This is a genomic window from Polaromonas potterensis, assembly GCF_033446725.1.
Lineage (GTDB): Bacteria > Pseudomonadota > Gammaproteobacteria > Burkholderiales > Burkholderiaceae_C > Polaromonas.
The window spans coordinates 126,236-140,725 of record NZ_JAWQLX010000011.1; the positions used below are offsets into that span (position 1 = coordinate 126,236).

General features: G+C 60.4%; 10 protein-coding genes. 6 read left to right on the top strand and 4 right to left on the bottom strand.

The window, feature by feature from the left end; genetic code table 11:
• Positions 1-418: 418 nt before the first annotated feature.
• Positions 419-1,252 carry a class I SAM-dependent methyltransferase gene (locus tag R6254_RS18735; protein ID WP_318409101.1) on the top strand — a complete coding sequence of 278 codons (834 nt, stop codon included), beginning with the start codon at positions 419-421 and terminating at the stop codon, positions 1,250-1,252.
• 249 nt (positions 1,253-1,501) lie between these two features.
• Here R6254_RS18735 and R6254_RS18740 read toward each other — a convergent pair whose 3' ends face one another.
• The 4 genes from R6254_RS18740 to R6254_RS18755 form a co-directional block, all read right to left on the bottom strand.
• Positions 1,502-1,948: an SRPBCC family protein gene (locus R6254_RS18740; RefSeq protein WP_318409103.1), complete on the bottom strand. Its 447-nt coding sequence runs from the start codon at positions 1,946-1,948 to the stop codon at positions 1,502-1,504.
• 301 nt (positions 1,949-2,249) lie between these two features.
• Positions 2,250-2,783, bottom strand: a complete 534-nt coding sequence (locus R6254_RS18745) for a DinB family protein (RefSeq protein ID WP_318409104.1) — start codon at positions 2,781-2,783, stop codon at positions 2,250-2,252.
• A 91-nt stretch (positions 2,784-2,874) separates the two neighbouring features.
• Positions 2,875-6,495, bottom strand: a complete 3,621-nt coding sequence (locus R6254_RS18750; protein WP_318409105.1) for a hydantoinase B/oxoprolinase family protein — start codon at positions 6,493-6,495, stop codon at positions 2,875-2,877.
• 19 nt (positions 6,496-6,514) lie between these two features.
• Positions 6,515-7,063 carry a winged helix DNA-binding protein gene (locus tag R6254_RS18755; RefSeq protein WP_318409107.1) on the bottom strand — a complete coding sequence of 183 codons (549 nt, stop codon included), beginning with the start codon at positions 7,061-7,063 and terminating at the stop codon, positions 6,515-6,517.
• Between the two features lie 254 nt (positions 7,064-7,317).
• Here R6254_RS18755 and R6254_RS18760 point away from each other — a divergent pair, with 254 nt between their 5' ends.
• The 5 genes from R6254_RS18760 to R6254_RS18780 all read left to right on the top strand — a co-directional run bounded on the left by R6254_RS18760 (position 7,318) and on the right by R6254_RS18780 (position 14,378).
• Complete coding sequence (locus R6254_RS18760; protein ID WP_318409109.1) at positions 7,318-9,180, top strand: ABC transporter ATP-binding protein; 1,863 nt, start codon at positions 7,318-7,320, stop codon at positions 9,178-9,180.
• A gap of 68 nt (positions 9,181-9,248) precedes the next feature.
• A complete protein-coding gene (locus R6254_RS18765) occupies positions 9,249-10,763 on the top strand; it encodes an ABC transporter substrate-binding protein (protein WP_318409111.1) in 1,515 nt (504 codons plus the stop codon).
• 47 nt (positions 10,764-10,810) lie between these two features.
• The gene (locus R6254_RS18770) at positions 10,811-11,722 is read left to right on the top strand and encodes an ABC transporter permease (RefSeq protein ID WP_318409113.1); all 912 of its coding nucleotides are present in this window, start codon (positions 10,811-10,813) and stop codon (positions 11,720-11,722) included.
• A gap of 8 nt (positions 11,723-11,730) precedes the next feature.
• Positions 11,731-12,600, top strand: a complete 870-nt coding sequence (locus R6254_RS18775) for an ABC transporter permease (protein WP_318409114.1) — start codon at positions 11,731-11,733, stop codon at positions 12,598-12,600.
• Complete coding sequence (locus tag R6254_RS18780; protein WP_318409115.1) at positions 12,600-14,378, top strand: M14 family metallopeptidase; 1,779 nt, start codon at positions 12,600-12,602, stop codon at positions 14,376-14,378. Before R6254_RS18775 ends, R6254_RS18780 begins: the two co-directional genes overlap by 1 nt.
• Positions 14,379-14,490: the final 112 nt, after the last annotated feature.

Consider the following 14,490-nt stretch of genomic DNA (forward strand, 5'->3'; position numbering starts at 1 on the left):
CTCATTTTGGCCTTCAGCCCTTATGCAATGAGCGCAAGCAGCTATCAAATCAAGAGCAATCACGCGAATACAAATCCTGTTCTTCAATGCGCATCCTTCAGGTAGATACCGACCACTTCGCTGAAGTTGAGCAGGGAATGTCGGCTTCGGGCCAATTCTGTGGAAAAACTCGATTGGAAATTTTGCGCGAATGGGGAATGTTCAAACCACAATGTTTGGCCGAGAATCGCGCCAAATGTGGATTCAGCCATTGCTTATATGCTGCCGGGTTTATCGCTACTTTTAGTAAAGCAAACGATCCAAGAGACACGAGGGCAAAGGCCTGTTTTTGTAGTTGAGCTTGCCATGTTGTGCCGCAGCACCTTGCGGTATACATTGTGTTGGGCATCACAATGAATCACCTACCAAGGGGAGCGTTTTGAATACTGAACTCACAGACCGCCAACAGCGAGAACTCGACTATCACCGAGAGCACGCAAGGCTTCATCAGTCGGTCCTGTCCTCACCGTTCTCTTGGGATGTACTCCAACATCCCGACAGGCGGTGGTGGAATGCGTACTGGGGAATGTACGCGTACCTTGTGAACTGTGAGCTGCAAAATAAGAGCGTATTAGTTGTTGGCTGCGGATTCGGAGACGATGCACTACGTCTTGCAAAGCTGGGCGCCAAGGTAAGTGCATTCGACCTTAGTCCAGACTCTCTTCAGATCGCAAAGGCCTTGGCATTGCGAGAGGGACTAGAGATCAGCTTTGAAGAAATGCCAGCTGAGAAAATGTCATACGCGGACAACAGCTTTGACTACATCCTAGCCAGGGACATCCTTCATCATGTCGATATCCCAAACACGATGAGCGAGATTGTTCGCGTAGCCAAGCCTGATGCAATATTCTTAGTCAACGAGATCTATTCGCACTCTCTCACGGACAAGATCAGACACTCCACTCTGGTTGAAAAGGTGCTCTATCCGAAAATGCGTAGATTAATTTATGGCCCTGCAAAACCCTACATCACCGAAGATGAGAGAAAACTCAGTGAGTCTGACCTCAAGCTAATCATGCGGCCACTGCAGCCACGCCTATTCACAAAGTACTTTAACTTTCTCGTCACGCGAGTCATTCCCGATCGGTTCGAAACACTCGCACAACTGGATCGCCTGTTGTTGCGCATGCTGCACCCCATTGGCCATCTACTCGCAGGACGTGTGCTGTTTAGCGCGCGTATCTTGAAGTCTGCCAGCCGTAGCGTGTCGTGACGCCCAACCCTTCGCTCAAGCGGACGCTACACAGCATGCCGGTTAGCTCACCCGTTGAATGGCAGCAATCGGCAAATGCCGAATGTTCGCAAGTCGCCGACTGTAGCCGGTCGCCCATTTCCAGAACCTTTCGAACAGTCGCGTTGGAATGATGTCCGAGGTGAAGCCTGTTGGATTCAACATGTGAATGAGCTTTAGCGAACCCGGCTATCGAAGGTCAGTTTTTTACGTCGGCCAAAAGCGGACTCTTCAACCCGGAATATTCGGCTCGACCAACTGGGCCAGCGCAAGAAGCGACTCCTGCCAGCCCAAATAGCACATTTCGGCGGGAATCACATCGGGGATGCCTTCCTGCACGACGGATATTTCAGTGCCACAGGAAACTGGAGTCAGCGTCACGGTGGTCTTCATGGTGCCCGGCAGGTTGGGGTCGTCGAACGTCGCATCGTATGCAATGCGCCGGCCGGGGACAAGTTCCAGGTACGTCCCGCCGAACGAGTGGCTGTGGCCGGTACCAAAGTTAGTGAAGGACATGCGCCAAGCGCCCCCGACCACGGGCTCCATGTTGTGGACTTGGCCGGTAAATCCGAAGGGTGGCAGCCAGCGCTCGAAAGCACTTGCTTCGACGAAGGAACGGTAGAGCCGGTCCGGTGAGGTGCGCAGCACGCGGTGCAGCCGGACGGTGTTGGTAGCCATGGCTGTGTTCTCCTGAAGTGCAGAGGATGACCCTCAACTGACACGACGAATGAGCTTGCGGAAAATCGACACCGAGCGATGCCGGCTCCAAGTTCTGAGGCCTGAAGGAGGGCCCGGTATTGGCCGATAGTACCCATTCGCGCGGCCGTGCTCAAGCCGTGTACGTCACCGTTCCACACGGTCAGCACCAGAATTTTCGAGGTTACGGGTCAACGATTACCGGCACAGATGGTCAACGGGACCGGAATACGCACCAACACGTGGCGTATCGTGCGCCTCCCACTAAGGGGCAGAGCAGGCCTTAAACCAGCGCAATCAAATCGGTCACGCCAATGTCCACACCGGCCTGCGTCAACAAGGTGCCAGCCTGGGCGCGGTGATGCGTCTGGTGGTTGAAAAAGTGCGTCATCGCCTGCCAGGCCGGGTGTGCGCGCGGCACACCCTTGGTATTGGCGTAATGCATGGTGCCGAGCAAAAAGTCCGGTGACATCTCTGCCAGCCAAAGCTCGATGGCCGCATCCACCGCCTTGCGCGCGTGTTTGAGGTCTTCCCAGTCCGGATGTAAATCGCTGCTGTAGTCCGAACCTTCGGGCATGGCCAGCAAGGCCGACGGCAAGGCGGCAAACACCGTCGGTTGTGCGGCAAAACGCTGCAGCCACATCTTGTCGGCCAGCACCAGGTGGGTCAGCGTGTGGTGAATCGAGCCGAAAAACGCGCCCCGCTCCCGCTTGCGCTCTTCGTCGCTCAGCGTTTCGCAGGCCTGGTACAGGCGCTGGTTCATCCAGCGGTTGTACCTCGCCAGAAAGCGGTAGTTGTCGAGAAATGCCGTGTTCATGAGACGCTCCTGAATCAATAGCTGCTTGCGCCCACTACATATGGGTTAGAGGCCATTCTCACTCATAAAACACGTCAAAAAACCTGATGCCTCAGTGTTTCCCGAAACCACCGCCACCCGGCGTGTGGATCTCGAACACATCACCGGCCAACATCTCGGCCTGGCCGATATGGTCCAGCGCCTCGACCTGGCCGCTGGCCCGCACCACCAGGTTCTGCCCCACCTGCCCCGCCTCGCCGCCGGCCATGCCAAAAGCGCCGTGTTTGCGGCCGTTGGACAAAATGCTGGCCGTCATGGGTTCCAGGAATTTCACGCGTCGCACACCGCCATTGCCGCCCACCCAGCGTCCGGCGCCGCCCGAACCCTGGCGAATTTCGTAACTCTCCAGCCGCACCGGAAAGCGAAACTCCAGCACTTCCGGGTCGGTCAGACGCGAGTTAGTCATGTGCGCCTGCACCACCGAGGTGCCGTCAAACCCATTGACCAGGGTCCCATCGGCATCAAACACACCACCCGCGCCTGAGCCGCCGGAGATGGTTTCGTAATACTGGTGGCGCTCGTTGCCGAAGGTGAAGTTGTTCATGGTGCACTGGCCGGCCGCCATCACGCCCAGCGCGCCATACAACGCATTGGTGATGCAGGTGGAGGTTTCCACATTGCCCGCCACCACCGAAGCCGGCGGGTTCGGGTTCAACATGGAGCCGGCCGGGATGATGACCTTCAGCGGTTTCAGGCAACCCGCATTCAGCGGAATGTCGTCATCGACCAGCGTGCGGAACACATACAACACGGCGGCCATACACACCGCCGTCGGCGCGTTGAAGTTATTGGTCTGCTGCGGCGAGGTGCCGGTGAAATCGATCTCGGCGCTGCGCTTGGTCGTGTCCACACGGATCGCCACCTTGATCTGCGCGCCGTTGTCCAGCGGCAAGGTGAACTCACCGTTTTTCAGGCGCGTGATCACACGGCGCACCGATTCTTCGGCGTTGTCCTGCACATGGCCCATGTAGGCCTGCACCACGTCCAGGCCAAACTGCTCGACCATCTTGCGCAGCTCCTGCACGCCTTTTTCATTGGCGGCAATCTGCGCCTTCAGGTCGGCCATGTTTTGCTGCGGGTTGCGGCTTGGGTATTCGCCGCTTTTGAGCAAGGCAATCATCTCGGCTTCACGCAACACGCCACGTTCGACCAGCTTGACGTTGTTGATCTGCACGCCCTCTTCTTCAATCCGTGTCGAAAACGGCGGCATGGAGCCCGGGGTGGTACCGCCCACGTCGGCATGGTGGCCGCGTGAGCCGACGTAAAACGTGGGGTCCGTGGAGCTGTCCAGGTACACCGGCGTGATCACGGTGATGTCGGGCAGGTGCGTGCCGCCGTGGTAGGGATCGTTCAGCACATAGACATCACCCGGCGACATCTGGCCCGCATTTTCGCGGATCACGGTTTTGATGCTTTCACCCATGGAGCCCAGGTGCACCGGCATGTGCGGCGCATTGGCAATCAGGTTGCCGGCGGTGTCGAACAAGGCGCAGCTGAAGTCCAGGCGTTCCTTGATGTTGACCGAATAAGCGGTGTTCTGCAGTTGCAAGCCCATTTGCTCGGCGATGTTCATGAAGAGGTTGTTGAAGACCTCCAGCAACACCGGGTCTACCGTGGTGCCCGCGGCAAACTTGACGGCCCGCGCGGCGCGCCGATCCAGCACCAGGTGGTCCAGCGCCGTCAGCGCCGCCTCCCAACCGGGTTCGACCACCGTGGTGGCGTTTTTCTCGGCAATGATGGCCGGGCCGCTGATGATGTCGCCCGGCCGCAAGTCTTCACGCACCACCAGCGCCGCGTCATGCCACTGACTGCCGGAATACATACGCACAGTTTCGCGGCGCGGCACTTCACGTGGCTCGTGCGTCGCGTGGCGCGGCTCGGCCGGCGCATCGCCCGCCACCACAGCCTCCACCGACACGGCCTCCACCACCAGACCCTTGCCCTGCATCAGGAAGGAAAAGCGCTGGCGGTAGGCGGTTTCAAAACCGGTCTCGATTTTTGCCAGATCACCAAAAGGCACAATCAGCGCGGCATCGCTGCCGTCGTAACGCACGTGCACACGCCGGTGTGTGCTGATGGGCCCTAGGCTGACTTGCTGGCGCTGCAGCTCGGCCTCGGCCGCTGCCGCCAGGCCATCCAGCTTGGCAGCGATGTCGGGCAAAGCCGCTTCCGACAGCTTGAGCTCCACCGCCTGTTCGCGGATCACGTTCTGGTCGGCCAGGCCCATGCCATAGGCGGAGAGCACACCGGCCAGCGGATGCACAAACACCTTGCTCATGCCCAGCGCATCGGCCACCAGGCAGGCGTGTTGCCCGCCGGCGCCGCCAAAACACTGCAGGGTGTAACGCGTGACATCGTAACCACGCGCGACCGAAATTTTCTTGATGGCATTGGCCATCTGCTGCACCGCGATGTTGATAAACCCTTCGGCCACCACTTCGGCGCTGCGTCCGGTCTGGCCGGCCAGTTCCTGGAACCGCGCCTGCACCACCTCGGCGTCCAGCGCTTCATCCGCCTGGTGGCCAAACACCTGGGGAAAGTAGTGCGGCTGGATCTTGCCGACCATCACATTGGCATCGGTCACGGCCAGCGGGCCGCCGCGGCGGTAACTGGCCGGGCCGGGGTTGGCGCCGGCGCTTTGCGGCCCGACGCGAAAACGCTCGCCATCAAACTTGAGGATGGAGCCGCCGCCGGCGGCCACGGTGTGGATGCTCATCATGGGTGCGCGCATGCGTACCCCGGCCACCTGGGTTTCAAACTCGCGTTCGAACTCACCGGCGTAATGCGAGACATCGGTGGAGGTGCCGCCCATGTCAAAACCGATGACTTTTTCGATACCGGCAATCGCGGCCGTGCGTGCCATGCCGACAATGCCGCCGGCCGGCCCGCTCAAGATGGCGTCCTTGCCCTGGAAGGCGTGCGCATCGGCCAGGCCCCCGGACGACTGCATGAAAAACAGCTTGACGCCCGGCATCTCGCTCGCCACCTGCTCGACATAACGACGCAAAATGGGCGACAGGTAGGCATCGACCACCGTGGTGTCGCCCCGGCTGACAAACTTCATCATCGGGCTGGTTTCATGCGAGGTGCTGATCTGCGTGAAACCGACCTCCTGCGCAATGCGCTTGGCCGCCTTCTCATGCGCGGTATAACGGTAACCGTGCATGAATACGATGGAAACACTGCGCAGCCCTTGCTGGTATTGCGCAAGCAGCTCTTCTTTCAATAGCGTTTCGTCCAGGGCCTGCAACACCTCACCGTGCGCACCGACGCGCTCCTGAGCTTCCACCACGGCGCTGTACAGCAGTTCGGGCAACACGATGTTGCGGTCAAACAGGCGTGGACGGTTTTGGTAGGCAATGCGCAAGGCATCGCGAAAGCCGCGCGTGGTCACCAGCAAGGTGGGTTCGCCCTTGCGCTCCAGCAAGGCATTGGTCGCCACCGTGGTGCCCATCTTCACGCAGTCCACCACCTCCGCGTGAATCGGCTCGCCGGCCTTCAGGCCCAGCAGGTGGCGGATGCCGGCCACCGCCGCGTCGCGGTACTGCTCGGGGTTTTCGCTTAGCAGCTTGTGCGTGATGAGGACACCGTCGGGCCGCTTGGCCACGATGTCAGTGAATGTGCCGCCGCGATCTATCCAGAACTGCCAGCGGTTTGTGCCATTTTTTTCCATGATGTTCCTGAAAGAAGCGTTAGAGGCTGGCCGCCGAGCGTGCCGCCTGATCGTAAATACCCGAGAGCAGGCGCAACAAGCGCGCCAACTCGCCAATGTCGCGGTTCAAGCCATCATTGGTATTGAGCGCATTGATCAGGCAGGACTCGCGAATCTCGCGGTAGCGGTTCACGTAGTCAAGCCCCATGTCGGTGCTGGCATAGGTCACGTCCTTGCCACTTTTGCTGGACACCACCACACCAATATTCTGCAACTTTTTGAGCGAATAGTTGATCAGATGGGTGTCTTCCACATTCATGATGAAGCAGATGTCGGCCAGCCGTTTGTTGCGGGCCCGGTGCGTCACGTGGTGCAGCACCAGCACATCCAGCGGCATCAGGTCTTTCAGGCCCGCCGCACTCATGCAGTGCACCACCCAGCGATGAAAGGCATTGTTCGCCACGATCAGGCCAAACTCGAATTCGCTCATTTCCGCGCTTCTGGGGGATACCAGATGGGCGGACGAAACGATGGGCGCTGCGACAGCCCCCTCAGCAGCAGGTTCGGGGGCGATGGGCTTTTTTGCCATTAACAGACTCCGGGTTGGCATCTTTGTTGCATGTGCAAATTGTAGAGAGTTAAATAATAATTTATCGACATTTTGTTGACATTTAGGGAAATCACTTAGTCGACATCCACAAATGCGGCTTACATTTACTGGGCGAATTTGCCACCGGACCCCTGCCCTCCCAAACATCGCCCAAGCACCGCACCCCCAGCCTTCCTTCATCGCCACTGCACTGCTTTTTAAAGCCCACGGTAACCCCACCGAGCCTTCAGCCCATGAGTCAGCCTGACCAGCCTAACGTCTCCCCACTGCTTTCCGTTCGCAATCTCGCCGTCGAATTCGAGACGCCAGGCGGACGTTTTCGTGCCGTTGACGGCCTGAGCTTCGATGTAACGGCGGGGCGCACGCTGGCCATCGTCGGCGAGTCGGGCTCCGGCAAATCCGTCACCTCCCAGGCGATCATGCGACTGACCGACTACTCGGGCGGAAAAATCGTCTCGGGACAAGTCTTGTTCCAGTCGCCAAACAGCGGCCTGCTGGACCTGACACAAGCGGGCGACGACACCTTGCGCGCCATTCGCGGCAACGAAATTGCCATGATCTTCCAGGAGCCCATGACTTCGCTGAACCCGGTGTTCACCATAGGCAACCAGATCGCCGAAACACTGATACTGCACCAGGGCCTGAGCTCGTCGCAGGCGCGTGAGCAAGCCCGCGCGCTGCTCGACAAAGTCCGCCTGCCCGATGCCGAACGGCTGCTGGACAGTTACCCGCACTCGCTGTCAGGCGGCATGCGGCAGCGCGCCATGATCGCCATGGCGCTGGCCTGCCAGCCGGCGTTGCTGATTGCCGATGAGCCCACCACGGCGCTGGACGTGACGATTCAGGCACAAATCCTGAACATCATCCGCGAGTTGCAGCGTGACCTGAACACCGCCGTGATGTTTATCACCCACGACATGGGGGTGGTGGCGCAGATGGCCGATGATGTGGTGGTGATGTGGCGTGGACGCCAGGTCGAGCACGGGCCGGTCGACCAGATCTTCAACGCGCCGCAACACCCTTACACCCGCGCCCTGCTGTCGGCCGTGCCCCGGCTGGGCAGCTTGCGCGGCCAGCCCTTGCCCAAACGCACGCCGCTGATCGTGCTGGAGGGCGATCAGCTCAGCGAAATCGGCAGCGAGCAGGTGCAGGACACGGTGGACCCTAGCGCGCCTTTGCTCACGGTGGAAAAACTCAGCACCCGCTTCGACGTGGCCCACAACTTGCTGGGGCGTGCCACACACCGCGTACACGCCGTCGAAGCCGTCAGTTTCGACATTTACCCGGGTGAAACATTGGCCCTGGTCGGCGAATCGGGCAGCGGCAAGTCCACCATAGGCAAAACACTGCAGCAACTGGTCGAGTCCTCCAGCGGCACGATACGTTTCAAGGGTCAGGACATCGGCACGCTGAACGCGGCCGGCAAACGCCAGTTGCGGCAAGACATCCAGTACATCTTCCAGGACCCCTACGCCTCGCTCGATCCACGCAAGACGGTTGGCTTCAGCATTGCCGAGCCCATACTGACCCACCATCTACTGAGCGATGCCAAGGCGGTGCAGTGGCGACTGGCCGAATTGCTCGAATGTGTCGGTCTCAAACCCGAACATGCCAGCCGCTATCCGCACGAGTTCTCCGGCGGTCAACGCCAGCGCGTTTGTATTGCCCGGGCACTGGCCTGCAACCCCAAGCTGGTGATTGCCGACGAGTCGGTTTCCGCCCTGGATGTCTCCATCCAGGCCCAGATCATTGACTTGCTGATGGCCCTGCAGGCCGAACGTGGCCTGTCATATCTGTTCATCACACACGACATGGCCGTGGTCGAAAAAATCAGCCACCGGGTGGCGGTCATGTACCTGGGGCAAATCGTCGAAATCGGTCGTCGCCAGGATATTTTCGAAAATCCGCAACACCCCTACACACGCAAGCTGCTGGCGGCCGTTCCGGTGGCCGAACCGGGCAGATTTATTGACCCCAGCCTGATCCAGGGTGAAATACCCAGCCCGGTGCGCAAGGTCGGCAACGAGCCCACCATTCTCAAACTCATTGAAGTGAGTCCGGGCCACCAAGTGGCGCAAGTCCCCGTGGCAGCCTGATCACCGCACCGGCCGTTTCATTTTTTGCACATCTGCAAGTTCACACATTCGTACCCAGGAGAAAACCCATGAAACTCAAAACCTTGATCGCCTCCACCAGCCTGGCGCTGGCCAGCATGCTCGCCCCCAGCGCCCAGGCCGCCGGCACGCTGAACGTGGCCATCCACCAGGACCCGGGCAACTGGGACCCGATCGTGACCTTCCTCGTGTCCTGGGGTGCCGTTGGCAGCCAGGTCTTTGACGGCCTGATCATGCGCACGCCCGACATGAAACTGGTGCCCGGACTGGCCACCAAATGGGAGTTCCTGGACAAAAACACCAAGCTGCGTTTCACCTTGCGCACCGGCGTGAAGTTCCACAACGGCGAACCCTTTGATGCCGATGCCGTGAAGTTCACCTTCGATCGCCTGCTCGGCGAAGAGGGCAAGAAGGGGCCGCAGCAATCAAACTACAACTCGATTGAAAAAGTGGTGGTGGTGAACCCGACCACGGTCGACTTCATCATGAAAAGCCCCGACCCCGTGCTGCTGACCAAGCTGGCCGGTTATGGCGCCATGATTGTTCCGCCCAAGTACATCAAGGAAAAAGGCAGCCAGTTCTTCGGCATGAACCCGGTCGGCACCGGCCCCTTCAAGTTCACCGACTACAAGCCCAAGGTCAGCCTCTCGTTCGTGCGCAACGCCGATTACTGGGGCGGCGCGCCCAAGGTCGACAACCTCGTCTACCGCTTCATCACGGAGCCGGCCACGCAGGCCGCCGAGTTGCAAGCCGGTCGCCTCGATGTGGCCAACCAGATTCCGCTGGCGATGATAGAAACGCTGAAGAAAGACCCCAAGCTGGCCATCGCCAGCATGGACGGTCCGGTGGCGTTGGCCATGCGCTATAACACCCAGCGCGGCATCATGAAAGACAAGGAAGTGCGCAAGGCGCTGACCATGGCGGTGGACCGCGATGCCATCATCAAAACGATTCTGCTGGGCAACGCCAAGCCCATCGCCAGCTTCCAGGGTGTGCTCTCGTTTGGCAATGACCCGGCGCTGAAGCCGCTGCCCTTCAACCCGACGCAAGCCAAGGCCATGCTGCAAAAGGCCGGCGTGAAACCGGGCACGCAGATCCAGATCGACTTCCGCGGCTCCGACAGCAACTTCCGCGAAGTGGCTCAGGCCGTCGCCAGCTACCTGCAGGGCGTGGGCATCAATGCATCGCTCAAGCCCTACGACACCAACGTGCTGCTCAACGACATCATCCCCAGCGGCAGGACCGGCGAGATGTGGCAAAACCAGTGGGGTGGCTGGACCTTCGACTACGATAACACCGCCTACTCGATGTATTACACCAAGCAGCGCTGGAACCCGTTCGACGATGACGCCAAGCTGAACGCCTTACTGCACACACAGCGCAACACCTGGGACCAGGCGGCACGCAAAACAACTTTGCAGGAAATCAGCCGCTACGTGGCCGACCAGGCGCTGGAGATGCCGCTGTACAGCCTGAACACCATCTACGGCCTGAACAAACGTGCCAAGAACCTGGCGCTGCCGGCCGATGGGCGCTTCCGTTTTGTAGAAGCCTCCGTCGACTAACGCCTCCCCGCCCGCCAACCTGACCAGCCAATGCCATGAGTGGATTTTTGATCAAGCGATTACTGCAGGCGATCTTCGTCGTGCTGGTCGTCACCCTGTTTGTCTCCTACGCGGTGCGCCTCTCTGGCGACCCGGCGCTCATGCTCGCCCAGGGGGCCGGCAGCGTGACCGAGGAAGACCTGGCGAACATCCGCCAGGGTCTGGGGCTGGACCGGCCCTTCCTGGTGCAATACGCAGAATTCCTGCGCGGCGCCGTGGTGGGCGATTTCGGCAAAAGCTTCATGGGCGGCACGCCGGTGTCGCAGCTGATTGCCGACGCGCTGCCGGCCACGCTGGCGCTGGCCTTGGTGTCGCTGTTTCTGTCGGTGCTGGTGTCGGTGCCCTTGGGCATCCAGGCCGCCGTGCACAAGGGAAAGGGTGCCGACCAGTTCATCCGCATCATCTCGCTGGTGGGCCTGTCCTTTCCCAACTTCTGGCTGGCCATCATGCTGGTGCTGCTGCTGTCCATCACCTTCCCGCTGTTGCCGCCCTCGGGCTGGGACGGACCTATCAGCCTGATCATGCCGGCGCTGACCATGGCCATCATCCTCTCGGCCACCAATGTGCGGCTGGTGCGTACCGCCATGCTGGAGACGCTGTCAGCCCAGTACATCATGGTGGCGCGCGCCAAGGGCTTGAAAGACCGCGTGGTGCTTTACAAACATGCGCTGCGCAATTGCGCCATTCCGCTGATCACCTACATCGGCCTGCAGTTCGGCAACCTGATCGGCGGCATCGTGGTGGTGGAGCGGGTCTTTAACTGGCCCGGCCTGGGCACCCTGGCCTTCGAAGCCATCGCCAGCCGCGACTACCCGGTGCTGCAGGGCACCGTCACCGTGTTGTCGGTGATGATCGTGGCGGTCAACCTGCTGGTCGACATCGCCTACGGCCTGGTCGATCCACGCATCCGTACCAAGTGAAGAAGACCATGCAAACCGCGCTTCCCTCCTCCGCTTCTTCCGCGCCCGTTTCCCGCTGGGCGCAGTGGCGTTCACTCGAATTCATTCTCGGCGTGCTGCTCACCGGCAGCATGCTGCTGCTGGTGCTGCTCTCGGTGTGGATTTTTCCCGACGGTGGCTCGGCCATGGACCTGAGCGCGCGGCTCACGCAGCCCTTCACCAGTTGGTCGCATCCGTTAGGCACGGATCCGCTGGGCCGCGACGTGCTCGCGCGGGTGCTGGTGGGCGGACGCATCTCGCTGCTGGTCGGCTTCGTCTCGGTGCTAGGTGCATCCATTCTCGGCATCGTCATCGGCCTGGTCGCCGGTTATTACCGTGGCTTCTGGGACATGCTGTTGATGCGCTGCGTGGACGTGCAACTGGCTCTGCCCTTCATCCTGATCGCGCTGACCTTCATCTCCATCCTGGGCGGCGGCCTGTTCAACATCATCCTGTTCATGATCATCTCGCAGTGGGTGCAGTTCGCACGGCTGGTGCGTGGCATGGTGCTGCAGGTGCGCGAGCGCGAATTCGTGCAGGCCGCGCGGGCTTTTGGGGTGCGTGACCTGGCCATGATGCGCCACCACATCCTGCCCAACATCATCGGCCCGGTCATCATCCTGATGACTTTGAACGTCGCCAACAACATCCTGCTGGAAAGCAGCCTGACCTTCCTCGGTCTGGGCGTCGACCCACTGACCCCCAGCTGGGGCGGCATGCTGGCCGATGGCCGCACCTACATGCAAACCGCCTGGTGGATCAGCGTGTTCCCCGGCGTGGCCATCATGCTCACGGTACTGGGCCTGAACCTGCTGGGCGACTGGCTGCGTGACCGGATAGACCCCACGGTAAAACTGTAATGAAAAGCCACCCGCTTCTGGATATCACCCTGCCCCGCACGCTCGATGCCTGGGTCAGCCAATTCGAGCAGCCCGAGTGGCATGGTGCAGAGGTTGAGGGCTGGTTGTTCGAAGGGGTGGCCGCGCGACGCGACGCAGAAAAACGCCTGGCCGCCGCCGGTGTCCAGGCGCAGTTGCGCAGCGCCTACAAACCGCTGCTGCATTATTTTCTGGAAGAGATTGACTGCGACACGCTGGCGGCAGTGACGCTTCATTACCCGGTGCACCCCAACGCGTCGCCGCGTCGTTTTTTACTGGAGGCTTACCCGCTGGCCGGCCTGCTGCCCGACTGCAAACTTGAGTTTGTGCCGGGTAGCGACGACCTGCATTACCAGCTGGCCCTCACGCTGCGCGATGGCTCACACAGGCAGATCAGCGTCTTTGCACCCAACCGCATCCATATCGACCACATCGACGCCACCCTGCTGTCACCCACGGGCTGGCTTCGCGCCCGAAAACAGCCGGACCTGGAGGCGCGCCTGGACAGCGCGCACAAGACGGACTACGAGCAGCTCTTCGAACTGATAGTGCAAACCGTCAAGCAGCACCCTTGGCCTGCGCAGGAGCCCTATTTCGAACGGCTGGACATCCGTGTGGACCTGCCGGGCATCGAACAGGCGCTGGCTGTGGATCACGAATGCATCAGCAGCCACGAGGCGCTGCATGAAGACATTTATTTCTCGCTGCTTGAAATTTTCCAGCGTCACTCGGGGCGGCCTGCCCATGATCGCCGCCTGCAGCCTGGCCAGATCGTGCCGGACGTGCGTCTCAGCCACACCGCACCGTGCCTGAGTATCTGCCTGAACAGCTTCGACACGAAGGCCCAGGACCTGTGTGCTCATGCCGACGCCGACCCTGAGCAGGCCCTTGATCTACTCGACACGGCGCCGCATCCGAAGCGTATAGCCGCCGAAATGGCCAATCTGGGTGGCCAGCGCTTTGCGGCCCTGAGCCGCCAGGGTCGCCAGGTGCACGGCCTGTATCAGGCCGGGCCCGGAGCTGCCGTTGTGATCAGTGGTGGTCAACATGCCAACGAAACCTCCGGCGTGCTGGGCGCCCTGCGCGCAGCACGAGTACTCCAGGCACGCGAAAGTACAGGAGACAAGGCTCACTTTGCACTGATCGCGTTGGAAAACCCCGACGGTTATGCCTTGCACCGCGAGCTGTGCGTCCAGCATCCCGGCCATATGCACCATGCCGCGCGTTATAGCGCGCTGGGCGATGACATCGAATACCGTGAGCAGGCACCGCTGTATGAACGCGAAGCACGCGAGAAAGCGCTGGCCTTGTCGAGCGCCCAGTTGCACATCAATCTGCACGGTTACCCAGCCCATGAATGGACCCGGCCGCTATCCGGCTATGTGCCGCGCGGCTTCGAGTTGTGGACCATTCCCAAAGGTTTTTTCCTGATCTTGCGCCACCACACCGGCTGGCAAGCAGAGGGACGGGCTTTGCTCGAACATGTCAGTGCAGCGCTCGCCAAAGTCCCGGGTCTGAGCGCGTACAACGCCCGCCAGATGGCTCTTTATGAACGCCACGCGGGTGAACTGCCCTTCGAAGTGATCAACGGCAGTGCCTGCACACAATCCGAGGTGAACCATCGCGGTGCGCCCATCACGCTGATCACGGAATTTCCGGATGAAACGGTGGAGGGGGAACGCTTCCGCTTCGCACATACGGTGCAAATGGAAACCGTTCTGGCCGCCGTGCGTGCCTGGCAGGGATTGGCACGTAAATAAAGCGGCGTTTTCGGCTTCATGCGCGCGCTTTTTCCGGGTATGCCCGAGCAAGCTGGCGCGGGATTTGCGTCTATCCTGTCGGTACTTATCACTCTACTGTTCTGGAGCGCTC

Bases quoted from the DNA above. Each gene is read 5' to 3' on its own strand.
- R6254_RS18740 (WP_318409103.1), bottom strand. From the start codon at position 1,948: ATGGCTACCAACACCGTCCGGCTGCACCGCGTGCTGCGCACCTCACCG.
- R6254_RS18745 (WP_318409104.1), bottom strand. From the start codon at position 2,783: ATGAACACGGCATTTCTCGACAACTACCGCTTTCTGGCGAGGTACAAC.
- R6254_RS18750 (WP_318409105.1), bottom strand. From the start codon at position 6,495: ATGGAAAAAAATGGCACAAACCGCTGGCAGTTCTGGATAGATCGCGGC.
- R6254_RS18755 (WP_318409107.1), bottom strand. From the start codon at position 7,063: ATGGCAAAAAAGCCCATCGCCCCCGAACCTGCTGCTGAGGGGGCTGTC.
- R6254_RS18760 (WP_318409109.1), top strand. From the start codon at position 7,318: ATGAGTCAGCCTGACCAGCCTAACGTCTCCCCACTGCTTTCCGTTCGC.
- R6254_RS18765 (WP_318409111.1), top strand. From the start codon at position 9,249: ATGAAACTCAAAACCTTGATCGCCTCCACCAGCCTGGCGCTGGCCAGC.
- R6254_RS18775 (WP_318409114.1), top strand. From the start codon at position 11,731: ATGCAAACCGCGCTTCCCTCCTCCGCTTCTTCCGCGCCCGTTTCCCGC.
- R6254_RS18780 (WP_318409115.1), top strand. From the start codon at position 12,600: ATGAAAAGCCACCCGCTTCTGGATATCACCCTGCCCCGCACGCTCGAT.